Source organism: Streptomyces griseomycini (assembly GCF_014203535.1).
GTDB lineage: Bacteria > Actinomycetota > Actinomycetes > Streptomycetales > Streptomycetaceae > Streptomyces > Streptomyces griseomycini.
The window spans coordinates 422,807-443,937 of sequence record NZ_JACHJI010000005.1; the positions used below are offsets into that span (position 1 = coordinate 422,807).

At 72.5% G+C, this 21,131-nt stretch carries 23 protein-coding genes and 4 pseudogenes; 17 read left to right on the forward strand and 10 right to left on the reverse strand.

Annotation, left to right across the window (positions count from 1 at the left end; translation table 11 throughout):
* Positions 1-146 precede the first annotated feature (146 nt).
* Complete coding sequence (locus tag FHS37_RS16465; RefSeq protein WP_184821786.1) at positions 147-890, reverse strand: AraC family transcriptional regulator; 744 nt, start codon at positions 888-890, stop codon at positions 147-149.
* 55 nt (positions 891-945) lie between these two features.
* Between FHS37_RS16465 and FHS37_RS16470 the strand changes: the two genes are divergently transcribed.
* The 11 genes and pseudogenes from FHS37_RS16470 to FHS37_RS16520 all read left to right on the forward strand — a co-directional run bounded on the left by FHS37_RS16470 (position 946) and on the right by FHS37_RS16520 (position 9,379).
* Positions 946-2,151 carry an MFS transporter gene (locus tag FHS37_RS16470; RefSeq protein ID WP_184821788.1) on the forward strand — a complete coding sequence of 402 codons (1,206 nt, stop codon included), beginning with the start codon at positions 946-948 and terminating at the stop codon, positions 2,149-2,151.
* 667 nt (positions 2,152-2,818) lie between these two features.
* Positions 2,819-3,056: pseudogene (locus tag FHS37_RS41065) on the forward strand (DDE-type integrase/transposase/recombinase); the annotation flags it as partial.
* A 420-nt stretch (positions 3,057-3,476) separates the two neighbouring features.
* Complete coding sequence (locus FHS37_RS16480; RefSeq protein WP_184821790.1) at positions 3,477-3,779, forward strand: urease subunit gamma; 303 nt, start codon at positions 3,477-3,479, stop codon at positions 3,777-3,779.
* Between the two features lie 16 nt (positions 3,780-3,795).
* Positions 3,796-4,107: an urease subunit beta gene (locus FHS37_RS16485; RefSeq protein WP_184821797.1), complete on the forward strand. Its 312-nt coding sequence runs from the start codon at positions 3,796-3,798 to the stop codon at positions 4,105-4,107.
* Positions 4,100-5,821 (forward strand): urease subunit alpha, encoded by a 1,722-nt coding sequence (locus FHS37_RS16490; protein ID WP_184821800.1) that lies wholly within the window; start codon positions 4,100-4,102, stop codon positions 5,819-5,821. The genes FHS37_RS16485 and FHS37_RS16490 overlap by 8 nt, the downstream gene beginning before the upstream one ends.
* Positions 5,821-6,495, forward strand: a complete 675-nt coding sequence (locus tag FHS37_RS16495; RefSeq protein WP_184821802.1) for an urease accessory protein UreF — start codon at positions 5,821-5,823, stop codon at positions 6,493-6,495. Before FHS37_RS16490 ends, FHS37_RS16495 begins: the two co-directional genes overlap by 1 nt.
* A 115-nt stretch (positions 6,496-6,610) precedes the next feature.
* Positions 6,611-7,294 carry an urease accessory protein UreG gene (gene ureG / locus FHS37_RS16500; RefSeq protein WP_184821804.1) on the forward strand — a complete coding sequence of 228 codons (684 nt, stop codon included), beginning with the start codon at positions 6,611-6,613 and terminating at the stop codon, positions 7,292-7,294.
* The gene (locus FHS37_RS16505) at positions 7,282-8,061 is read left to right on the forward strand and encodes an urease accessory protein UreD (protein ID WP_184821806.1); all 780 of its coding nucleotides are present in this window, start codon (positions 7,282-7,284) and stop codon (positions 8,059-8,061) included. Before ureG ends, FHS37_RS16505 begins: the two co-directional genes overlap by 13 nt.
* A 129-nt stretch (positions 8,062-8,190) precedes the next feature.
* Positions 8,191-8,412, forward strand: a pseudogene (locus FHS37_RS41070) (transposase); the annotation flags it as partial.
* Positions 8,413-8,656: 244 nt separating this feature from the next.
* Positions 8,657-8,860 carry an IS3 family transposase gene (locus FHS37_RS41075; RefSeq protein ID WP_184821808.1) on the forward strand — a complete coding sequence of 68 codons (204 nt, stop codon included), beginning with the start codon at positions 8,657-8,659 and terminating at the stop codon, positions 8,858-8,860.
* Between the two features lie 45 nt (positions 8,861-8,905).
* Positions 8,906-9,379: a hypothetical protein gene (locus FHS37_RS16520; protein ID WP_184821810.1), complete on the forward strand. Its 474-nt coding sequence runs from the start codon at positions 8,906-8,908 to the stop codon at positions 9,377-9,379.
* Here FHS37_RS16520 and FHS37_RS16525 read toward each other — a convergent pair.
* On the reverse strand, positions 9,333-9,905 hold the full coding sequence (locus tag FHS37_RS16525; RefSeq protein ID WP_184821812.1) for a GNAT family N-acetyltransferase: 573 nt from the start codon (positions 9,903-9,905) through the stop codon (positions 9,333-9,335). The genes FHS37_RS16520 and FHS37_RS16525 overlap by 47 nt on opposite strands.
* Before the next feature lie 387 nt (positions 9,906-10,292).
* On the reverse strand, positions 10,293-10,577 hold the full coding sequence (locus tag FHS37_RS16530) for a hypothetical protein (protein ID WP_184821814.1): 285 nt from the start codon (positions 10,575-10,577) through the stop codon (positions 10,293-10,295).
* 254 nt (positions 10,578-10,831) lie between these two features.
* Here FHS37_RS16530 and FHS37_RS16535 point away from each other — a divergent pair, with 254 nt between their 5' ends.
* A complete protein-coding gene (locus FHS37_RS16535; RefSeq protein ID WP_373304292.1) occupies positions 10,832-11,197 on the forward strand; it encodes a transglycosylase family protein in 366 nt (121 codons plus the stop codon).
* Between the two features lie 267 nt (positions 11,198-11,464).
* Here the strand turns inward: FHS37_RS16535 and FHS37_RS16540 are convergent, their stop codons facing one another.
* On the reverse strand, positions 11,465-12,379 hold the full coding sequence (locus tag FHS37_RS16540) for a LysR family transcriptional regulator (RefSeq protein ID WP_184821816.1): 915 nt from the start codon (positions 12,377-12,379) through the stop codon (positions 11,465-11,467).
* Between the two features lie 100 nt (positions 12,380-12,479).
* On the opposite strand from FHS37_RS16540, the gene FHS37_RS16545 reads away from it, so the two are divergent.
* Positions 12,480-13,502 carry an NADP-dependent oxidoreductase gene (locus tag FHS37_RS16545; protein ID WP_184821818.1) on the forward strand — a complete coding sequence of 341 codons (1,023 nt, stop codon included), beginning with the start codon at positions 12,480-12,482 and terminating at the stop codon, positions 13,500-13,502.
* A 242-nt stretch (positions 13,503-13,744) separates the two neighbouring features.
* Positions 13,745-13,879 (forward strand): annotated as a pseudogene (locus FHS37_RS41080) (transposase family protein); the annotation flags it as partial.
* Between the two features lie 168 nt (positions 13,880-14,047).
* On the opposite strand, the gene FHS37_RS39440 reads toward FHS37_RS41080, so the two are convergent.
* The 5 genes and pseudogenes from FHS37_RS39440 to FHS37_RS39450 form a co-directional block, all read right to left on the reverse strand.
* Positions 14,048-14,182: a hypothetical protein gene (locus FHS37_RS39440; protein ID WP_373304297.1), complete on the reverse strand. Its 135-nt coding sequence runs from the start codon at positions 14,180-14,182 to the stop codon at positions 14,048-14,050.
* A gap of 121 nt (positions 14,183-14,303) precedes the next feature.
* Entirely contained in the window at positions 14,304-15,314 is a 1,011-nt protein-coding gene (locus FHS37_RS16555) for a questin oxidase family protein (protein WP_184821820.1), read from the reverse strand.
* Between the two features lie 59 nt (positions 15,315-15,373).
* Complete coding sequence (locus FHS37_RS39445; RefSeq protein WP_229890007.1) at positions 15,374-15,523, reverse strand: hypothetical protein; 150 nt, start codon at positions 15,521-15,523, stop codon at positions 15,374-15,376.
* 60 nt (positions 15,524-15,583) lie between these two features.
* Positions 15,584-15,883, reverse strand: a pseudogene (locus FHS37_RS41085) (transposase); the annotation flags it as partial.
* Positions 15,789-16,187, reverse strand: a complete 399-nt coding sequence (locus FHS37_RS39450; RefSeq protein WP_308439491.1) for a transposase — start codon at positions 16,185-16,187, stop codon at positions 15,789-15,791. The pseudogene FHS37_RS41085 and the gene FHS37_RS39450, both read right to left, overlap by 95 nt.
* Positions 16,188-16,477: 290 nt before the next feature.
* Between FHS37_RS39450 and FHS37_RS16565 the strand changes: the two genes are divergently transcribed.
* Together FHS37_RS16565 and FHS37_RS16570 are read left to right on the forward strand one after the other, a co-directional pair.
* Positions 16,478-17,644, forward strand: coding sequence for an alpha/beta hydrolase family protein (locus FHS37_RS16565; RefSeq protein ID WP_184821822.1), 1,167 nt, complete (start codon positions 16,478-16,480; stop codon positions 17,642-17,644).
* A 325-nt stretch (positions 17,645-17,969) separates the two neighbouring features.
* Entirely contained in the window at positions 17,970-19,322 is a 1,353-nt protein-coding gene (locus FHS37_RS16570; RefSeq protein WP_184821824.1) for a DUF5685 family protein, read from the forward strand.
* A gap of 752 nt (positions 19,323-20,074) precedes the next feature.
* On the opposite strand, the gene FHS37_RS16580 is transcribed toward FHS37_RS16570, so the two are convergent.
* Positions 20,075-20,674 (reverse strand): YdeI/OmpD-associated family protein, encoded by a 600-nt coding sequence (locus FHS37_RS16580; RefSeq protein ID WP_184821826.1) that lies wholly within the window; start codon positions 20,672-20,674, stop codon positions 20,075-20,077.
* A 154-nt stretch (positions 20,675-20,828) separates the two neighbouring features.
* Between FHS37_RS16580 and FHS37_RS16585 the strand changes: the two genes are divergently transcribed.
* Positions 20,829-21,104, forward strand: a complete 276-nt coding sequence (locus tag FHS37_RS16585) for a globin domain-containing protein (RefSeq protein ID WP_184821828.1) — start codon at positions 20,829-20,831, stop codon at positions 21,102-21,104.
* The last annotated feature ends 27 nt before the right edge of the window (positions 21,105-21,131 follow it).

Genomic DNA, 21,131 nt, shown 5'->3' on the forward strand with positions numbered 1-21,131 from the left:
GTCGTCGGGGACCCGACACCCGGCCCGGGGCCCGGCGGTCACGACCGCCAGGGCGAGTCCGGAGCGCGCGTCACCTGATCGAGGTCGTGGACGGCCCTGGCCAGCAGGTCGAGCATGGCGAGTTCGGCCACGGGCCGGGTCCTGCGTCAGACGGTGGGACGGGTGCCGGGGGTGTGACCGAAGGTGCGGCGGAAGACCTCGATGAAGGTGCTGGCGGAGGACCAGCCGCACTGGTGGGCGACGGTGGTGACGGGGGTGTCGTCGGCGAGGAGGACCAGGGCGTGGTGGAGCCTGATCTGGGTGCGCCACCGGGGGTAGGTGAGGCCGAGGTCGTCGCGGAGGCGGCGGGAGAGGGTGCGGGCGCTGGCGCCGATCTGGCGTCCGAGGACGTCGAGGGGGCGGTTGTCGGCCGGGTCGGCGCGCAGGATGCCGTGGAGTTCCCGGAGCAGGGGGTCGGTGGGGGTCGGCAGGTGCAGGGGCTGTTCGGGGGAGGTGGTGAGCTGGTCGAGCATGACGGCGCGCAGGCGCAGGTGGGGTGGGCTGTCGTTGTCGGGGTCGCGGGTGTAGGCGACGATGAGTTCGCGCAGGAGGGGGCTGACGGCGAGGACGGCGGGTTCGTCGAGGCCGAGGGGGTTCTCGGTGGCGGGCAGGCCGACGAGGTGGAGGTCCAGTTCGCCGTGGGCCTGGTGCTGGTGGACGGTGCCGGCGGGGATCCAGATCGCGCGGGTGGCGGGGGCGACCCAGGAGCCGGCGTCGGTGGTCACCGCGATGGTGCCCTTGCTGGCGTAGGCGATCTGGTGGCCGTCGTGGCGGTGCGCGTCGATCTCGCCGCCGGACGCGAGGCGCTGGGTCCGGGTCGGCGCGACGGGAGTGTGGCGGATTTCCTGCATCACCTGTCAATCTATCGAAAGCGCGACACCGGGCAGCTCTCCCAGCATGGGAGGGGTGCGAAGGAATCCATCGATCTTCCTGCTGGCCGTGGGGCACGCCTGCGTCGACATCTACCAGGGCGCCGTCGCGGCGCTGATCCCGTTCTTCGTGGCCGAACGGGACTACACCTACGCGGTCGCCTCCGGCGTCGTGCTGGCCGCATCCCTGCTGTCGTCGGTGGCCCAGCCGGTGTTCGGCGCGCTCACCGACCGGTGGGCGATGCCGTGGCTGCTGCCGGTCAGCACCCTGCTGGGCGGTGCGGGCATCGCGCTGAGCGGCCTGAGCGGCTCCTACGGGCTCACCCTGTTCTTCGTCGCCGTCTCCGGGATCGGGGTGGCCGCCTACCACCCGGAGTCCGCCCGCGTGGCCCGGCTGGCCAGCGAAGGCAGCCACAGCGCGATGGGCTGGTTCTCCCTCGGCGGCAACGTCGGCTTCGCGCTCGCCCCGCTCGTGGTGTCGGCCGCGATCGGACACGGCTCCCTGCACTGGACACCCGTACTCGTCCTCCCGGCGCTCGCCGGCGCCGCCCTGTGCGTGCCCGTCCTGCGGCTGCTCGCCCGGCCCCAGGCCGGTCCGTCCGGAACGGAGGCCCCGCGGGACGCCGATGACGTGGCCTCGTTCGTGAAACTGTCCCTGGCGGTCGTCTTCCGCTCCATTGTCTTCACCGGCCTGAGCACCTTCGTCTCGCTCTACGCCCAGCAGCGCACGCAGGGCAGCACCGCCGCGGGGACCGTCGCCCTGTTCCTGCTGTTCCTGGGCGGCGCCGTCGGCTCGGTGCTCGGCGGGTCCCTGGCCAACCGCTACGACCGCGTCCGCGTCTCCCGCTGGTCCTACCTGCTCTCGGTCGCCGCCGTCACCGGAGTGATCTACACACCCGGCCCGGCCATGTTCCTCTTCGTGGCCCTCACCTCCGTCGGCCTGTACGTCCCCTTCTCCCTCCAGGTCACCCTCGGCCAGGACTACCTGCCCTCCCGCATCGGCACCGCCAGCGGCGTCACCCTCGGCCTCACCGTCAGCATCGGCGGCCTCGTCAGCCCCCTGCTGGGACACCTGGCCGACTCCACCACCCTGAGGACAGCCCTCACCCCCCTGATCGCCATGCCCGTCCTGAGCTGGCTCCTCTTCCGCGCCCTGCCCGAACCCACCGCCCCCACGTCCCGGGCCGCCGCACCCGCGCCCGCATCCGCACGGCAGGACGCGCAGATCCGCACGGACCAGTGAGCACGCGTATGGTCCGCCGGGCGGACGAGGACGTGTCCGAGCACGGATCCTGCCGTCCGCCGGGGCGGGCCGACGGATACGGCGTGGGCGCCGGGACGGAAGGCGCCGGCACCCGGGTGCTGTCCTCCCGGCGCCGAGCCCCACCAAGGGGTGAGGCGGGAAGGTCCCGCCGGACGGAGGTACCGCTGTGATCGTCCGGCTCCTGGGCGGCCCGCTCGCCGGGATCGAGCCGGAGACCACCGACGCGTGGATCGGCCCCAGTGGCCCACGGCCGGTGACGTCGACCGGGGCCCGTCCGTCCCCGTGCACCACGGCCCGGCGACCGGCATTGTCCTGGCGGAGGATCGGATCACCCTCCCGCGCCGCCGGCAGCCGCCCGCCGGCAGTCACCGGAACGCCGGGCCGCCGCGCACGGGACCCCGGGCCCCGCAGCGGGGCCCGGGGTCCCGTGGAGACGGGACAGCGGTCAGACGGTGCCGGTGCCCCAGGAGCCGTGGCGAGCCCGGGAACCGGTACGGACGGTGGCCGGCGGGCCGCAACACCCGTGCCGACGGAGGCGTCCTCCGGCCAACGGGGACGCCGGCACCGTGGTCACCGGCTGCGGGCGGACGGAGGTGACGTCGATGCGCAGCCCTTCCGCCGCCGCCCCTCCACCACCGCGACCGGGCGCTTCTTCCGCCACCTGAGGAAGAGGACGCACGCGATGCCCGGGGTGGTCATCACCGACGAGCTCCGCTCCTGCGGCGCCGCCCACCGCGAGGTCGTGCCCTTGGCGGAGCACCGCTCGCACGAGGGCCTGAACGACCGGGCGGAGACCAGCCGTCAACCGGCGAGGCGGCGTGAACGGGCGATGAAGGGCTTCCGCTCGATGGGCGCCGCTCAAAGGTCCCTGTCCGCGTTCAGCGGTGTCTCGTCCCACTTCCGGCCCCGCCGCCACCTGATGACCGCCTCCGGCCGCCGAGCCGAGGTGACGGTCCGCTTCGCGATCCGGGATCAGGTCACCGGCGCTGCCGGTCGCCCCCACCGCGGCCCGACACCCGCGCGGGCCGCGACCCACCACACTCCGACGCACCGTCGGACAGGCGCCGGCCCGACAACGTGACGGCGTCCTTCGGCGGGCTCTCCGAACAGGCACCGGGTGGCGGGCTGCGGGCGCTGGTGGCCGTGCAACCCGCCCTCCCGAACACCTGACGCCGGCTCACCGCACGGTTAACGTCGTCGAAACGCCGCCCGACTAGCCTTCGGGACCACGCCACCGGGAGACATGCCCGGTGGCCGAGGCCACCGGGCCCGCACGGCCCGGAGCGAGGACTGAGGTGGGCGCCGTGCAACTGACCCCGCACGAGCAGGAGAGGCTGCTGATCCACGTCGCGGCCGACGTGGCGGACAAGCGCCGTGCCCGAGGGCTGCGGCTGAACCACCCCGAGGCGGTCGCCCTCATCACCTCGCACGTCCTCGAGGGGGCCCGGGACGGCCGCACCGTAGCCGAACTCATGGCGTCCGGGCGGCAGCTGCTCACCCGGGACGACGTCATGGAGGGCGTCGCGGAGATGATCCACGACGTGCAGGTGGAGGCCACCTTCCCGGACGGCACCAAGCTCGTCACCGTCCACGCCCCGATCGTCTGAGCGGGGAGCGGCCGCCGTGACTCCCGGAGAGATCCTGTTCGCCGAGGACCCGATCGTCTACAACGAGGGCCGCGAGGTCACCCGGCTGACCGTCCTCAATGCCGCCGACCGGCCCGTCCAGGTCGGCTCCCACTACCACTTCGCCGAGACCAACCCCGGCCTGGAGTTCGACCGCCCGGCCGCCCACGGCAAGCGGCTGAACATCCCCGCCGGCACCGCCGTACGGTTCGAACCCGGCATCCCCGCCGAGGTGGAACTCGTACCGCTGGCCGGAGCCCGCGTCGTGCCCGGGCTGCGCGGACGGACCGGGGGTGCCCTCGATGCCTGAGCTCTCCCGCGCCGCCCACGCCGACCTGTTCGGCCCCACGACCGGTGACCGCGTCCGGCTGGCCGACACCGACCTGCTGATCGAGATCGAGGAGGACCGCTCCGGCGGTCCCGGGCTCGCCGGGAACGAGGCCGTGTTCGGCGGCGGCAAGGTCATCCGCGAGTCCATGGGGCAGGCCACCGCCACCCGCGCGGCCGGAACCCCGGACACGGTCGTCACCGGTGCCGTCGTCGTCGACCACTGGGGCGTGGTCAAGGCGGACATCGGCATCCGCGACGGCCGCATCACCGGCATCGGCAAGGCGGGCAACCCCGACACCATGGACGGCGTCCACCCGGACCTGGTCATCGGCCCCGAGACCGAGATCATCGCCGGCAACGGGCGGATCCTGACCGCCGGTGCCGTCGACGCGCACGTCCACTTCATCTGCCCGCAGATCGCCGACGAAGCGCTGGCCTCCGGCGTCACCACCCTGGTCGGCGGCGGTACCGGGCCGGCCGAGGGCTCCAAGGCGACCACCGTCACGCCCGGTCCCTGGCACCTGGCGCGGATGCTGGAGGCGTTGGAGGCGTACCCGGTCAACATCGGCCTGCTCGGCAAGGGCAACACCGTATCCCGGGAGGCGATGCTCTCGCAGATCAGGGGCGGCGCGGTCGGGCTGAAGCTGCACGAGGACTGGGGATCCACCCCGGCCGTCATCGACGCCGCGCTCACCGTCGCCGAGGGGACCGGCGTCCAGGTCGCCATCCACACGGACACGCTCAACGAGGCCGGATTCGTGGGCGACACACTCGCCGCGATCGCCGGGCGCGGCATCCACGCCTACCACACGGAGGGCGCCGGCGGCGGGCACGCCCCGGACATCATGACCGTGGTCTCCGAACCGCACGTCCTGCCCAGCTCCACCAACCCGACCCGGCCGTTCACCGTCAACACCGTCGAGGAGCACCTCGACATGCTGATGGTGTGCCACCACCTGAACCCGGCGGTGCCGGAGGACCTCGCCTTCGCCGAGTCCCGCATCCGGCCGTCCACCATCGGTGCCGAGGACGTGCTGCACGACCTGGGCGCCATCTCCATCATCTCCTCCGACTCCCAGGCGATGGGACGGGTCGGTGAGGTGATCATGCGGACCTGGCAGACGGCCCACGTGATGAAGCGGCGGCGTGGCGCCCTCCCGGGCGACGGCCGCGCCGACAACCACCGCGTGCGTCGCTATGTCGCCAAGTACACGATCAATCCCGCACTCGCCCAGGGACTGGCCGACGAGATCGGCTCCGTGGAGAGTGGCAAACTGGCCGACCTCGTGCTGTGGGAACCGGCGTTCTTCGGGGTGAAGCCCCACCTCGTCATCAAGGGCGGACAGATCGCCTACGCGCAGATGGGCGACGCCAACGCCTCCATCCCGACCCCGCAGCCGGTCCTGCCGCGCCCGATGTACGGGGCGGTCGGTCGGGCGCCCGCCGCCAACTCGGTCAACTTCGTGGCGGAACCTGCGATCGAGGCCGGCCTGCCCGGACGGCTGGGGCTGGGAAAGCGGTTCGTGACCATCGACTCCACCCGCGGGGTGACCAAGGCGGACATGAGGGAGAACGACGCCATGCCGGACGTGCGCATCGACCCGGACAGCTTCGCCGTGCACATCGACGGGGAACTGGTCGAGGCAACCCCGGCGGCGGAACTGCCCATGGCCCAGCGCTACTTCCTCTTCTGATGTCCCGGGGAGCGCTCCTCGTCCTGGCCGACGGCCGGTTTCCCGCCGGAGGGCACGCGCACTCCGGCGGGGCGGAGGCGGCCGTCGGTGCGGGACGGGTCACGGGGGCCGCGAGCCTGGAGGACTTCTGCCGGGGGCGGCTGCACACGACGGGACTGGTGGCGGCGGCGGTCGCGGCGGCCGCGGCGCTGGGCGTCGATCCGGGGGAGCTGGACGCGGCGGCCGACGCGCGCACGCCCTCGCCCGCGCTGCGGACGGCCGCGCGCAGGCTGGGGCGGCAGCTGCTGAGGGCGGCGCGCGTGGCCTGGCCGTCGGGCGAACTCGACGCGCTCGCCGGGCGGTTCCCCAAGGGCGCGCATCAACCGGTGGTCCTGGGCGTCACGGCGCGGGCGGCCGGGCTGGGGCCCGCGGACGCGGCGTACTGCGCGGCGTACGAGAGCGTCAGTGGCCCGGCTTCGGCGACGGTGCGGTTGCTGGGGCTCGACCCGTTCGATGCGACGGGGGTGCTGGCGCGGTTGGCGCCGGAGGTGGACGCGGTGGTATCGCGGGCGGTCGGGGCGGCACGGGGTGCTGTCGGTGAGGGGGTCGACGCGTTGCCCGCGGCGTCCGCACCGTTGCTGGAGGTCGGCGCGGAGGCGCACGCGGGGTGGGCCGTGCGGTTGTTCGCCACGTGAGGGCCGGGTGCGCCCCGCCGCCCTTTACCGTCCGTCCCCGGGGTCTGGCCCCCGGGACTCTCATCGGCCTGCCTCGTCCTCACACGCCGGACGGGCTGACTACTGGAGGCGTTGCATGCATCTCGGTCATTCCCTCTCCCACGGCGGGCCGGACGCCGTCAGTGCCGGTGCCCGTCGGCCCGACGGGGCGCGGCGGGCCCTGCGGATCGGGCTCGGCGGGCCCGTGGGGTCCGGGAAGACCGCGACCGTCGCCGCCCTCTGCCGGATCCTGCGGGACGAGGTGTCCCTGGCCGTCGTCACCAACGACATCTACACCCGGGAGGACGCCGAGTTCCTGCTCCGCGAGGCGGTCCTGCCGCCCGAGAGGATCACCGCCGTGGAGACCGGGGCCTGTCCGCACACCGCGATCCGGGACGACATCTCCGCGAACCTCGAAGCGGTGGAGGACCTCGAGGACGAGGTCGGCCCGCTGGACCTGATCCTCGTCGAGTCCGGCGGGGACAATCTCACCGCCACCTTCTCCAAAGGGCTCGTCGACGCCCAGATCTTCGTGATCGACGTGGCCGGCGGGGACGACATCCCGCGCAAGGGCGGGCCCGGCGTGACCACCGCCGACCTCCTGGTCGTCAACAAGACCGACCTCGCCCCCCACGTCGGCTCCGACCTCGCCCGCATGGCCGCCGACGCCAGGGCCCAGCGGGCCCACCTTCCGGTGGTGTTCCAGTCGCTGCGGGGCGAGGACGGGGTGCGGGACGTCGCCGCCTGGGTGCGGGAGCGGCTCGCCGCGTGGACGGCGTGAACACCGCCGGCGTACGGGCGGCCGCCCGCGTCCGCGCCTGCGCCGACGGCCGGGGCGGGACCTGCCTGCCCGTGCTCGAAGGCGACGGGCCACTGGCTCTCCGGCGGACGCGGGGGAGCGGCACCGAGGCGCACGTCCTGCTCGTCGGTGCCATGAGCGGCCCCCTCGGCGGGGACCGTCTCTCGGTGCGGGCGGACGTCCGGCCGGGAGCCCGTCTCCGGATCGGGTCGGCCGCCGCGACCCTGGCCCTGCCCGGCCAGCATGAGGCCGGGGCCCGCTACGACGTACGCCTGACTGTCGCCGGGGGAGGCGAACTCCACTGGCTGCCGGAGCAGTTGATCTCCGTCAGGGGAAGCGAGCTGCAGATCACCACGCACGCCGACCTCGACCACGGGGCCCGGCTCGTGCTCCGCGAGGAGCAGGTGCTGGGGCGGGCCGGGGAGGAACCCGGACGGCTCACGACCCGTCTGACCGTACGGCTCGCGGGGCGGACCGTCCTCGACCAGCAACTGGCCTGCGGTCCCGGGGCGCCCGGCGGCTGGGACGGCCCGGCCGTGCTGGGCGGACTGCGAGCGGTCGGTCAGCTCGTGGTCGTGCGGCCCGAGTTCGAGGAGAAGCCGGTCACCGCGAGGGAACTGGGAGGGGACGCCGCCGTCCTGCCCCTCCCGGGTCCCGCCGCGCTGGTGACCGCCGTGGCACCGGATGCGCTGCGGCTGCGCCGCATCCTCGACGGGGCATCGGCCCTCCTCGCCCCGGCGCGCGATTGAGGGAACCTTCCTGTCCGGTTGTCGGACCGGCGAGGAAGGGGCATCGCCCCTGTTTCCGGGAACGGGCCTTGGCCTCTGGTCCTGGACGCACGAGACCCCGGATCCCGGGGACCCGGGGACGGACGTCTCGTGGGCACGAAGCACTGTCCGCCGGAGTGCAAGGCGGACGCGGTCGTGCTGGACGGGGCGCGGCCCGGGGCGGTGGTCGGGCAGGTCGCCGCCGATCCGGGCGTCAACCCCGGGACTCTGCGGGACTGGGCCCGGGCGGCCGGAGCGGACCGGCCCCGGGGGCGCCGCGCGCAGACACCCGCCGAGCGGCCCACACCGCTGGAGGCGGAGAACGCCGCCCTGCGCAAGAAGGTCCGCGGGCCGACGGAGGAACGCGGGATCCTGCGCAAGGGCACCGGGTATTCCGCCGGGGGAGGGGGCGCGCTGGTGAACCGCTTGACAGTTCGTCGCCGGCCACCGGCGCCGCCACGGCGTGAAGCGGCTGTGCACCCTCCTCGGCATCGCCCGCTCGAGCTGCTGCCACTGGTGCAGGGCAGCGGCCGTGAGGGCGGCCCGCCGGGCCGTCGACGTGAAGCCCGCTGCCCGGATGCGCACGGTCCACCGGGCCTCGGAGGGGCCCTGCGACGTCCCCGGTATCACCGCCGGGCTCCGGGAGAACGGCGAGGTGGTGAACCACAGGCGCGTCGCCCGGATCATGAAGGCGACCGGCCGGCCGGGCTCCGCCTGCGCCGCTCCCGCCGCAGCCCGGTCGTCCACGAGCGAGCACTCCGAACGACATCAACCACGCTGACCGAAGCCGCACCACCCGTGTTCGAGATCAGGGGACAGGCCCCAGGTGCGACCACCGCATCAGGAGCCCGAGCCGATCCTGCTCCGGCTGCTGTCGGTGACTGACGTGACGGCCGGTGTCGGGCACTGCCAGTCGCTGGTGCTGCTGTACGGCAACGACCACCAGTCCCGCCGATCGTCCGTGATCCCGGTGCGGCTGACGCCCCAGGTCATCGCAGAGGCCGCACCGGCGGCAACCGGGGCCGACCAGCTCGAGACGAGCACCGCCCACCAGGCCGTCGTGAACGCCTCCGACCAGCACCCCGGCCGGGCATCCAAAACCCGCGCACTGCACGAACTCCTCGGCATGCCCACCGATGAGGCGACCGTCAGCATCACCCGCGGCCGCCTCGGCCGCCTCAGCCGCCTCAGCCGCCAAGGCTTCCTCACCCGACCTGGACGAGACCGCTACCGAAAACGGTCCCGACGTCCACTCAGCTGGCTGGAATCGGCACGGCCGACGGCCGCCACTCTCGCCTGATCAACCCGAACACCCACGAGTCGGACACCTCGCCGTTCACGACGCAGTCTTCCCGCAACGTCCCTTCCCGCACGAAACCGATCTTCTCCAGTACCCGGGCGGATGCCACGTTGCGCGTATCGGTCCCGGCCTGCACTCGATTCAGGTCCAGTGTGTCGAATGCCCACTGCAGCAGGGCGTGCGCGGCCTCCGTCGCGTAGCCGTGGCCCCACATCGCATCGTCGAGGACATAGCCCAACGACGCGCTGCGGTAGTCCGGGTTCCACCCGGTCGGACCGCACCAGCCGACGAAGGCCCCGTCAGGAGCGCGGTCGATGGCCACCCGTGCCCCGGTGCCTTCGTCCGCCATCTTCCGGCAGATCGCGATGAAGCGCTCGGCGCGGGCCCGTTCGGTCCACGGCGGAGAGTCCCAGTAGCGCATCACGTAGGTGCTGCTGTGCAGCGCGAAGAGGGGATCCGCGTCGGCGTCGGTGAAGGAGCGCAGTCGCAGGCGAGCGGTGTGCAGCAGGGGGGTGGCCAAGGTCATGCGCACCGTCCTGCGGCCCCAGGGGTGGGCAGGACACCGAACATCCGATCCCGGCCCGGCCCTCACGACCGAGGAACCGCCCACCACCGACGACCCGGACGTGAACGCCACCCGCGGCCGCCTCGCCCGCCGAGGCTTCCTCACCCCACCCGGACGAGGCCGCCACCGGAAGCGGACTTGACGGCCGCTGACAGCGCCGCGGCCGGGCGCGCTTTCCGGCTGTGGTGGGGCGGCGCGCTGTGTCCGGAGCCGTTCACCTGCGGTCATGGACGGACGGCTGGTGGGGCGCGCCCGGCTCCTGGCCTCGTCTGAGCGGCAGTGACGGTGCCGGAGGAGACGGAAACCGAGACGGGGCTCGCCGTGCTGGTCCGAGTGAGACCCTCGGGGCTACAGACCGCGAAGCGCCTCGTGGAGGTCGCCGTAGGCGCTCCAGCAGTCGATGCCGCCATCGTCGTTCAGACTGCCCATGTACCAGTCCTCGTCGTTGACCGGCTTCACCAGACACAGCCCGTGGAACCCGAGGATGATCTCAGGATGGAGCCGCTCCCCTTCTCCCGGTCGGCCCACCCACGTCACGACGCGATCGGTGTCGAGAGTCATGGAGTCCCGATCCCCGGAGACGTCGCGGATCTCCTCCAGAGTCCACCCTGCCGGTAGCTGCCCGCCTGTCATGAGGTGTCACTTCCTACGTGGGGATCCGCCGTTGACCGTACAGGCACTTTCCTGGGATGCACGAAGCCACCGCGCCGGCTGTTCGTGCCGTCGGCCGGTGATGACGGCACGGACCTCCGCTGAAGCCGGGAGCCGGTCGGCGCGGACGTGTCGGATGCACTCCGGGCAACAGAACGGGCGCAGTATCGCCCGTCCGGCCCAGGGAAACGGCAGCCGATATGCCATCCCCCGTCGCGTGGAGTAACAGTCTCCCTATGACTAGCAGACGAAACGCTCATGCAGGCAGCGGGCGCAGGGCTCACGGCAGCCGGATCCACGCCGTCCTGATGATCCTGGTCACTGCGGCGGTCCTCGGCGCACCCACCCAAGCGGCGGCCTCTCCGTCGACCACCCCGGGCCCGGACTGGGACGCCATCGCCGCGTGCGAATCCGGCGGCGACTGGCAGGCGAACACCGGAAACGGCCACTACGGCGGTCTGCAGTTCACACAGTCGAGCTGGGCCGCGGCCGGCGGACTCCGGTACGCCCCGCGCGCGGACCTGGCCACCCGCAAGGAACAGATCGCCGTGGCCGAACGCCTGGCCCGTCTCCAGGGGATGTCGGCCTGGTCCTGCGCCTGAGCACCCGGTTTTTTCCGTCGGCGGAGCTGAATCCCCCCGGAGCGCGGTCGGTTGAGGATAGGCGGACGGACCGCAGCCGAGTTGGTACGGCCCGGAGGACTGTGGGGGCAGCGGTCGGGGCGCCTCCGGCGCGGTCCCGCGGGCGGGCGCGCCCTCCTCGGCCGGGGCGGCCGGGCTGGTGGCGCGGGGGACTCGTCGCGGCGGCCGAGGACGCGGGTGCGCTTCGCGGGCGCGGCGTGACCGCCGGCCTCCTCGAAGAACGACTGGTCAGCGATTACGGGGAAAGCTCACCCCCGGAGGCGGCGTGGCGCGCAGTTCCCTCACGAAGGCACGCACAACAGCGGTTCCGGCCAGCTGGGACGTGGTGACGTAGCCGACCTGGCGTGTCGGGCGCTCGGGGCCGAGGTCGACGACCCCGACCGAGTCCGGTGCTCCGACCAGGGAGAGCGCGGGCATGATCGCCATTCCGTGGCCTCCGCTCACCAGGGAGAGCACCGCTCCGTCGTCCTCGGCCTCGACGGTCGCCTTCGGTATCCACTCCTGTGCGGCCCACCAGTCGCGGGTGTACGAGCTGCAGTTCTCGGCCCAGTCGACCAACGGCAGCGAGCGCGGGGCACCGTGTCCCGCCGCGTGCACGAGGGCGTACGGTTCCTCGAAGAGCCCGTTCGCGACCAGGCCCGGTGGGAGCGGTACGGAACCACCCAGTGTGGCGATGGCTATGTCGGCTTTTCCGTCGGATACTTCACCGGCGCTGCCGCGCCCCACCTCACGTACGATCCGCACCTGCGGCTCGACCCCGGGATGCCGGGCGCGCAGCCGCTGGAGGACGGGTGACAGCAGGTGGAGAGCCGCGCTGCGGAAGGCCACGATCCGCAGCGGCCCCTCCGGCACGTCGGACCGGACCGCGCCGCGCGCCTCGGCGGTGAGGATGTCCAGCAGGCGCAGGATGCGGCGGGCGTATGCCACGGCCTTCTCCCCGGCAGGGGTGGGGCGGGCGCCGGCACGGCCGCGTTCGAAGAGCACGGCACCGATCTTGCGCTCGCTGCCGCGAATCGAGTGTGAGACCGCGGACTGAGTCAGCCCCAGCGTCCCGGCCGCGGCGGAGAAGCCGCCGGTGTCCGCGACCGCCACCAGCACTCGAAGTTCGTGCGGGGCGAGACCGGAGTCGGTCGTGCGGGCCACGGGGCGCTCACCTCGATGTATGAGAACTGCTCATGGAACGGGATGTCGCATGAGCCCAACCGGCTGCCCACCGGACGCATTCCCGCCCTACGGTCCGGTCATGAACGACACCGCGCTCACCGTGCACCAGATCGCCCGCCCTCACGGCTTCCCCACCGCCGAGCACTTCACCTTCATCGAGTCCACGATTCCGGATCCCGCAGCAGGGAGCGCACTGGTCGAAAACCTCTACTGGTCCGTCGACCCGTATCACCGCGAGATGATGGACGACGTGCCCGGCGGATTCGCGCTCGGCGCCCCGCTGGAGGGCCGCACCATCGGACGAGTGATCGCCTCGCGCACGCCCCGGCTGGCCGAGGGCGACATCGTGTTCCACCGGCAGGGCTGGCGCACGCACATGGTGGTCACGCCTGAGGAGATCCGGCGGTTGCCCCTCTTCGACGGGGTACCCCCGACTGCATACCTGAGCGTCCTCGGTGGCACCGGCCTGACCGCCTATGTGGCTCTGACCCGGATCGCCCGGCTCCAGGAGGGTGAGGACCTGTTCGTGTCAGCCGCGGCGGGCGGGGTCGGCACGGCCACCGGGCGGTTCGCACGGCTGCTCGGCGCCGGTCTGCTCGTGGGCAGCGCGGGCTCGGCGGCGAAGGCCGATCATCTCACGCGGGAGGTCGGCTACGACGCGGTCTTCGACTACCACGACGGGTCAGCCGCCGACCTGCTCGGCAAGGTCGCGCCGGACGGCATCGACGTGTTCGTCGACAACGTCGGCGGTGAGCAACTGGCCGCAGCGGTGGGAGCGCTGCGCGAGTTCGGGCGCATCGTCCGCATCGGCACGATCAGCCAGTACAACACTCCCGACGTGTCGCTGCCGCGCTTCGACCACGCGGACATCGTGGAGAAGAGCCTTCGCATGGAGGGGTTCCTGGTCGGCAACTACCGCGAGGTGCAGGAGGAACTGCACGAGTTCGCGGTGCCGCATCTGCAGAGCGGGCGGCTCGCTCTGGACGAGACGGTGGTGGACGGGTTCGACCACATCGTGGACGCGTTCCTGGGAATGCTGCGCGGCCGGAACACCGGGAAGACCATCGTGCGGGACCAAACGCAAGCCCCGTACGTGAGCTGACTGACGAGCTCGTGCACGCTGGGCGGGGAGACGCCGAGCTCCTGTTCGTCGGTCATGGCTGCGTGGTGGGGAACGCGTCCCGTGCAGCGATCGTCAGCGACCGGGGGACCAGGGGCCTGACGGCGGATGTGATCGCTGGACTCGCTGCCGCGACAGGCCCGTTGTGGCACGAACGGCATCAGGGCAGGCTCGCGGCCAGGCCACGGAAGCGGGCAGTGGGCGCAGGCGCCGAGCACCGGCCGGTGTTCGGCGACCGGCTCCTGGCCACGCTCGTGCACCTCCCGCACGCCACCACGCACGACGTGCCGGCCTGCTGGTTCGGCGTGGACCGCTCCACCGTCACCCGCGCCATCGGCGAGATGTGGCCCCTGCCCGCCGAGCGAGGGTGCACCACCGGCCCCGGCGTGCGGCTGCGGTCCCCGGCCGAGGTCGTCGACCACCTCGGTGCCGGCGGAAGGACCGGGATCATCGACGGCACCGAGATCCGGACCCGGCACCTCACCGCCTACCGTGCACGAGCTCGTGGGCGTTGTCCCGTGAGTGGTCTACGGCATGCCGGTGACCGGCGTCGTTGTCTCTCGTCCGGTGAGGGTGAGGTTGTGCAGGGGAGCGATGCCGGGCATGGCGTGGTGGACACCGTCGTCTTCGGGGCGGCAGTCGCTGAGGATCTGGGCCCTCATGCGGGCGGAGGCGCGCTCGGCGCGGGCACGGACCTTGGGGTGGGAGCGGTCGTGTTCCTGGCAGGAAGCGGTGACGCCCGCGGCATGACGCCCCCGCGCGCGGTGCGGGTGTGGACGCGCCTCATTCCAACGGGGCGCTCAGCTCCATGGAGCGCAAGGCCGCCGCGAGGGCCGGTTCGTCGCCGACGTCGAGGGCCGTGTCCGTCAGCTTGATGACGTGTTCGTCGCCGTGGGCCAGGGCCCGTTCGAGAACCTCTTCGGGAGTGACGGCGCCGGGCGGGGTGTAGGCGACCGGGGCGGCCGGTGCGTACATAGCGGTCACTGCCGCGGACGCCGTCCAGGCTGCCTGCAGGCTCGATGGCCACAGGGCGGGTGGGAGCGCGGGCAGGGCGCGCAGGACGGCGTTGGGAGCCGTGGCCGCGTGGACCAGCATCGTCTCCTCGCCGTGGCCGTGGGTGGCGTACCGGTGCGTCGCCGCCCGCACCAGTTCGGCGAGGTGGCGGTACGCGTCGCTCGGTTCCGCCACCGCGGGCGCCCACACCGGCAGGGCCCTGACACGGTCCAGCCGAGCGGAGAAGCCACCGTCCTGTACGGCGATGGACGGCACCGTGTCGAGCGCGGCGGCCGCACTGTCGGCGCCGGGCAGCGGGTCGGGAACCGCGACGGGCCGGTGGCGCGCGGCCCAGTAGCCGAGGCCGTGAGCGAGTTCAGCCAGACGAGGTTCGGTGATCTCGTCGGACAGGAGTGTGCGCACGGCGTGGCCCACCCGGATCACCGGATGCGTCGAGCCGCCGTACATGCCGGGGAGAAGACGGGGCCACCACCGCGTGAGCACCTCGCGCCACGGACGCTCGGCGACCTCGTGCTCGAAGTAGCGGATCCAGTCGGCCGCGCGACGCGGATCGCCGAGCGCGGAAAGCCAACCGTCGTCCGTGACCGGCTCGACACGGGACGGGAACTCCTCGAGCTTGCGTGCGTACAGGTCGAGCCAGCGGTGCACCGCATGTGCCTGTCCGCGGGCAGCGAGGACCTCGACGGCCATCGGCGCGTGATTGGTGAGCCGCCCGAGCCGCTCGGGCCCCGAGTCGTGCAGTCGCTCAAGAGCCTCGTCCAGAATCCCTGTCGTATCCATGGCAGGAACAGTAGGAAGGACATCCCGGCGGCGTAACGGGCTGGAGGCGTAAGCCCCGCCTAGGACCTTCGACCCACCACCGACACCAGCGTCCGGATGGGCAGGACGCCGTCCCACCGGTTGCGGCCGCCGCCCGCCTCCCGGGCCGCGGCCAGGGACTGCTTGCCCGCGCGCCGCACGGTCGGCACCGTGAACCGTGAGGCTGTCACGCCCTTGCTGCCGTGGCGCCGGGTCACCTCGGCGAACCGGCCGGCACCGGCCTTCGCGGCGAGGCCGGCGACGCCTCGCGGCAGGGCGCGGTAGCGGGGCAGCGCGGGCGGACCGAGCCCGCCGTGAGCGGGCCGGTGCGGCCGGGCATCCTCCGGGTGGGCGACTTCCTTCCCGGTCAGCGCCAGGACACAGGCCGGCCCCCGCTGTTCGGGACCGAGCCGGGAGGGAGTGCTGACGCCGTAGCCTGCGTCGGCGACCGCCCCCTCAGCAGCCAGGCGGCGAGTGTGTCGAGCAGACCGAGCGGGAGCCGCCGCTTCCCTTGGTGGACGACGCCGTCGGGGACTCCCGCCCGGCGGCAGCGGACCGGTTCGTCCGTCCCCCCCCGCGCGGCAGACGCAGCTCCCAGTTCAGCGGGCAGGACGCGGCGTCGGTGGCGGCACGGACACCGACCGCGACCTGGCAGCTCGCCTGCCTGCCGACCGCTCCGCAGCACTGCCGGGCCACCCCCACCGACGCGGCGCCGCACTTCGGAAACGACCTGCGCCGGCCGTCGAGCACCAGACCCCGCAGACAACACGCACCCCACCGCCGCTGATCCCGCCGCGGCAGCGAGGCGAACACCTCGGCAACGAACTCCGCCGACTCACCCCGGAGCCGTTCCACCTCCCCCGGCTCCGCCCCGGCAGGCCGCCCACGACCAGCCGGAACCGCTCAGCGTGACGAAGCCCTCCTGGGCGACCGCAGCCACTGCCGGCGCTGTCGGAGCCCCGCGCGAGAAGGAAACGGCCCTCCCCACGAACACCGCCCTGGCGCCCGCTCGGGCCCGCGCCCCGCAGGGAGGCGGAAGCGCAGGTGTCCACCCGTGGACGGACACCTGCGTACGCCCTGGGGCCGACACCGTTCCCGCCGTGGTCTGATGCTCCGGGCGGGGCCCGTTGCCTAGCCTCACCGGTATGAATCATCTGCCTCGCGGCGCGGCCGCCTCCTTACTCGGTCTGTCCCTCGCCCTGCTCGGCACGAGCGTGGCCCGAGCTGCGCCTCCCGCGCCCACGACGGTGTCGTCGGCCGCCGAGACCGCCCGCGTACGCCTCGAACTGCCGCCGCCCACCGGGTCGTACGCCGTCGGCCGTGACACCCTGCACCTCGTGGACAGCAACCGGCCCGACCCCTGGGTGCCGGAGGCCGAGGCGCGTGAGCTGATGGTGTCGATGTACTACCCGGCACGGCCCGGTGGCGGCCGGACGGCCCCGTACATGACCGCCGCCGAGGCCCAGGCCTTCATCGACGACCGGGAGCTGACCGACGTGGTGTCCGCCAGGACGCTCAGCGGCACCCGCACCAACGCCCGCACCGCCGCCGCGCCCGCACGGGGGACATTCCCGCTTGTCGTGCTGTCACCCGGGTTCACCGTCAACCGCTCCACCCTGACACTGCTCGCCGAGGAACTGGCCAGCCGGGGGTACGTCGTCGCTGCCGTCGACCACGCCTACGAGTCGGTCGGCACGGCCTTCCCCGGTGGGCGCCTCTTGAACTGCGTCGCCTGCGAGAAGATCGTCCCCGGTGGGTACGGCGTGGTACCCGAAGGCCGAGCCGGCGACGTGTCCTTCCTCCTCGACCGGCTGCTCGCCGACCGGCGTCCCGCCTGGCGGCACGCTCGCATGATCGACCCCACGAGGATCGGCATGGCCGGCCACTCCATCGGCGGCGCCTCCGCCGCAACGACCATGGCGGGCGACCAACGGGTTCGCGCCGGGACCAACATGGACGGTTCCTTCATGGAGCCGGTCCCCGCGGAGGGCCTGGGCGGCCGGCCCTTCATGATGCTGGGCACCGGTGACGACGACCGCTCCTGGACACGCGACTGGCCGCTCCTCGACGGCTGGAAACGCTGGATCAACGTCACCGGCGCGGAACACTTCACCTTCACGGACGTGCCCGTCCTCGGCGAGCAACTCGGGCTCCTGCCGCCGGAGGAACCCCTGTCGGGCAAGCGGTCGCAGGAAATCACCCGCGCGTACGTGACAGCGTTCTTCGACCTGCACCTGAAGGGTGTGGACCGGCGGCTACTGGACGGGCCGACTGCCGAGTACCCGGAGGTGGTCTTCCACCGGAAAGACTGAACAGGCGGAGGACCGAAGCAGGTTGTGCCGGGCGGCCTGTCCGCCCGGCACAGGCCCCCATCCGGCGTCCCGTGCGGCGCCGGCCTTCGCGAGGTGTCCACGATCACGGGCGAGCTTCAAGCCGGACACGTCGCAGACCACGGGCGCCCTGGGTGACCACGTTTGCGCACGTCAGAGCCTCGAACCACCTGCAGAGCCATCGGTGTTGCGTCTAGGACGTCGCGCGTAGACGTCACATCGCGGTCGTGCGCCACGCGCGGTCGTGTGTCCATGAGCAGTTCACCGGGCACCGCCCGGGTGGCTGTGTCTGCGGGGGAGAACTTCGGTGTTCGGAATCATCAGGCCATGCCGTCATCGCCTGGGCGAGGGCATGCGTACCGAGTGGATGGCGCATCTGTGTGGGCTGTGCCTGGCGCTGCGCGGCGAGTACGGGCAGTTCGCACGGGTGGCCACCAACTACGACGGCCTGATCATCTCTGTGCTGACCGAAGCACAGTCGGAGCGTACCGGCGACTGGCGACGAGGTGCCGGTCCGTGCCCGCTGCGTGGGATGCGGTCGGCGGACGTGGCGCAGGGTGAAGGAGCGCGGTTGGCGGCGACGGTGTCGCTGGTGCTGGCCGCGGCGAAGATTCGTGACCACGTGGCCGACGGGGACGGCCTGTTGGGGCGCCGCCCGGTAACGCCGGTGGCCCGTCGGATCGCCCAGGGCTGGGACCGTGCGAGTACCGAGGGCGGTGAACGGCTCGGCTTCGACACCGCGGTGCTGCTCGGCGCGGTCGAACGCCAACTGGAGGTCGAGCGGTCGGCGGGCCCCGGCGGCTCGCTGCTGACGGTCACGGAGCCCACGGAGACGGCGACCGCCGCCGCCTTCGCGCACACCGCGGTGCTCGCCGACCGCCCGGGCAACGCCGAACCGCTGGCGGAGGCCGGTCGCCTCTTCGGTCGGCTGGCGCATCTGCTGGACGCGACGGAGGACCTGGACGAGGACGAGGCGTCCGACGCGTGGAACCCGATCGCCGTGACCCGCACGGACCGCGCCGAAGTGCGTCGGCTGTGTGACGACGCCGTTCGTGGGATCCGACTGGCCCTGGCCGAAGTCGAGTTCGTCGACGGACAACTGGTACGCGCCCTTCTGGGCGACGAGCTGCAGCGTGCCGTCGACCGCGTTTTCGATCCCAGGCATCGTCACCACCAGCATCGCCACCGGATACAGGGCTCACGCGTGCTGCCTTGGCTGGGACGCCGTACGGCGACGGAAAGACCTCCGGAGACCGGCACGGCCTGCGGCATCGGGATGCCCGAGGGCGCGGCCCCGGAGGGCGCCTCGATGGCGTCGGGCCGGCCGTCGGAGGGGCAGTGCCGGCGGTGTGGCCAGTGGCGGCCCTTGTGCAACGGCTGCGGGGTGTGCCGCAACTGCTGCATCTGCGTCGAGGACGGAGAGCCCTGGCAGTTTGACGACGGCAACCGCAACGGCGGCTCGGACCAGAACGGTTCCGGGGGCGACGGGTGGTTCGGTGGCCGGGGCGGCGGAAACCCGGGCGGTCCATCCGGAGGTTCGGGTGGAGGCGATCGGGGGTCCGCCGGCTCCGGCGGTTCCGGCGGTGGCTCGGGTGACGGCTGCTGTGGTGGCGGTGGCTGCTGCAATCCGTGCAAGTGTTGCTGCGACTGCTGCGACTGAACTGTGGACGGGCCGGGCCCCGGAGAGGAACTGGGTGCGGCGCCGGTGCGCTGTCCGCACCGCCTCCAGGGCGGGTAGCACCGCGTGGATGTTGCACGGAACGGAGCCCCGGCTCAGCGTGCTCCCCGTCCCGCCGTACTCCTCACGCCGAGACGAAGAGAACAGGGGTGCCCGATGGACGAGGGGCGCCGGGAAGGGCCGGAGCGGATTCGCTCCAGGCTCGAGCCGATCAGGCAGGTGGAGGCCGAGCACGACTTCGGGGTGATCACCGAGGGGACAAGGAACCCGGATCCCGTTGCGGAGCTGCCGCAGGGGGCCACCGAAGTGTTCGGCCCTTTCTCGCGGTTGGGCGCCGACCACTTCCCGCTTCTTTCAGCCCGACGAGATCCAGGGCGCAGCCGCGTGGGCGGCCCGGGCGATCGTTCCGCACTGCCGCCGGGCAGTCCCCTGACCATCGGCTGCGAGCGCCACAGCGCCCCGGAGGACATCGAGTGCGGCTCCGGCATATGGCTGGCCCCCGACGAATCGACGACAGGGGGCGGCACCTGCTGCGGGTCGTGCGCCGTGGCACCGGGGCCGGTGGCGCTCTGCACGCAGACCGCCGGCAACCGCCCGATGCGCCTCGCGGCCAGGCCGGGATCCACGGCGGCGGAGCGGTTCGAGGGGTTCGGCGCCGAGCAGTGGTTCGGCGTGCGGTCGAAGTGGTCCGGTGTGCGGTCGAGCTCGACCTGGTCGCTCTCAGTGCCGGACCGTCAGGGATGGATCTTCTTGTTCTCGGCGAGCATGGCGACGTACTTCTCGATGCGGGCCGCCCGGGTCTCGGGCTTCTTCGCGTCCTGGATCCGGTAGAGGACCGCGTACCGGTTGCGGCTGTCGAGCGTGGAGAAGAAGTCCCGCGCCCTCGGGGACGCGTCCAGAGCCGCTCGGAGGTCGTCGGGCACCGTCGCCTTGCTCTGACTGGCGTACGCCGCCTCCCAGCGGCCGTCCGCCTCGGCCTTCTCCACCTCGCGCAGACCCGCCGCCCGCATCCGGCCCCGTTCGATGAGCTCGGTGGCCTTCTGCCGGTTCACCTTCGACCATTTGCTGCCGGGCCGCCGCGGTGTGAAGCGCTGCAGCCAGTGCTGCTCGTCCAGCTTCTTCTTCTGTCCGTCGATCCAGCCGTAGCACAGGGCCGACTCCAGCGCCCCGGCGTAGTCGACGCCATCCAGTCCGGAGTCCTTCTTCGGGATCTTCAGCCAGACTCCCGGGGCGTCCGCGTGGTTGTCCTCCAGCCACTTCTCCCACGCCTCCTGCGTGGGGAAGGCGAGCACCGGATCCGTCGCGTTCTGTGATCCGCCAGACATGACCCTCATGAAAACCCACCACTTCGGCACGGTCAACCGGTGGACCTTCCCGGTGGTGCCGTCCCGTGCGGGGCGACTGCGCACTCTCGAGCAGGAGCCGCCGCCTGCGCCACCTAGCGTGAACACGTCCCGGGACAGAGCGAGGAGGGCCGTTGCGGCGACCATGTTCGAGCACGTCGGCGGTGAGGCCGCGCTGCGCAGGACGGCCGAGCACTCCGATGAGGCCGTCTTCGGCGACGAGTTGCTCGGCAAGCTGTTCCGGTACGGCGGCTCGCACCACGTGGACCACCTCACCGCCTTCCTGGCCGAGGTGCTGGGCGGTCCGCGCCGCTACAGTGAGGAACTGGGCGAATGCGCTGGTCAAGGCAGGGATGTGTGTCATGCGCACAGTCTCCGGTCGACAACGGCTAACACAATGAGCCGCATGGTTAGTGACTGACCGAGCGCAAGCCAGGTCGAGGGTCAT

Excerpts from the sequence above, each read along its gene's own strand:
- FHS37_RS16465 (WP_184821786.1), bottom strand. The coding sequence starts at position 890 with ATGCAGGAAATCCGCCACACTCCCGTCGCGCCGACCCGGACCCAGCGC.
- FHS37_RS16490 (WP_184821800.1), top strand. The coding sequence starts at position 4,100 with ATGCCTGAGCTCTCCCGCGCCGCCCACGCCGACCTGTTCGGCCCCACG.
- FHS37_RS16495 (WP_184821802.1), top strand. The coding sequence starts at position 5,821 with ATGTCCCGGGGAGCGCTCCTCGTCCTGGCCGACGGCCGGTTTCCCGCC.
- ureG (WP_184821804.1), top strand. The coding sequence starts at position 6,611 with ATGCATCTCGGTCATTCCCTCTCCCACGGCGGGCCGGACGCCGTCAGT.
- FHS37_RS41075 (WP_184821808.1), top strand. The coding sequence starts at position 8,657 with ATGCGCACGGTCCACCGGGCCTCGGAGGGGCCCTGCGACGTCCCCGGT.
- FHS37_RS16525 (WP_184821812.1), bottom strand. The coding sequence starts at position 9,905 with ATGACCTTGGCCACCCCCCTGCTGCACACCGCTCGCCTGCGACTGCGC.
- FHS37_RS16530 (WP_184821814.1), bottom strand. The coding sequence starts at position 10,577 with ATGACAGGCGGGCAGCTACCGGCAGGGTGGACTCTGGAGGAGATCCGC.
- FHS37_RS16535 (WP_373304292.1), top strand. The coding sequence starts at position 10,832 with ATGACTAGCAGACGAAACGCTCATGCAGGCAGCGGGCGCAGGGCTCAC.
- FHS37_RS16545 (WP_184821818.1), top strand. The coding sequence starts at position 12,480 with ATGAACGACACCGCGCTCACCGTGCACCAGATCGCCCGCCCTCACGGC.
- FHS37_RS39440 (WP_373304297.1), bottom strand. The coding sequence starts at position 14,182 with ATGAGGGCCCAGATCCTCAGCGACTGCCGCCCCGAAGACGACGGTGTC.
- FHS37_RS16555 (WP_184821820.1), bottom strand. The coding sequence starts at position 15,314 with ATGGATACGACAGGGATTCTGGACGAGGCTCTTGAGCGACTGCACGAC.
- FHS37_RS16565 (WP_184821822.1), top strand. The coding sequence starts at position 16,478 with ATGAATCATCTGCCTCGCGGCGCGGCCGCCTCCTTACTCGGTCTGTCC.
- FHS37_RS16580 (WP_184821826.1), bottom strand. The coding sequence starts at position 20,674 with ATGAGGGTCATGTCTGGCGGATCACAGAACGCGACGGATCCGGTGCTC.
- FHS37_RS16585 (WP_184821828.1), top strand. The coding sequence starts at position 20,829 with ATGTTCGAGCACGTCGGCGGTGAGGCCGCGCTGCGCAGGACGGCCGAG.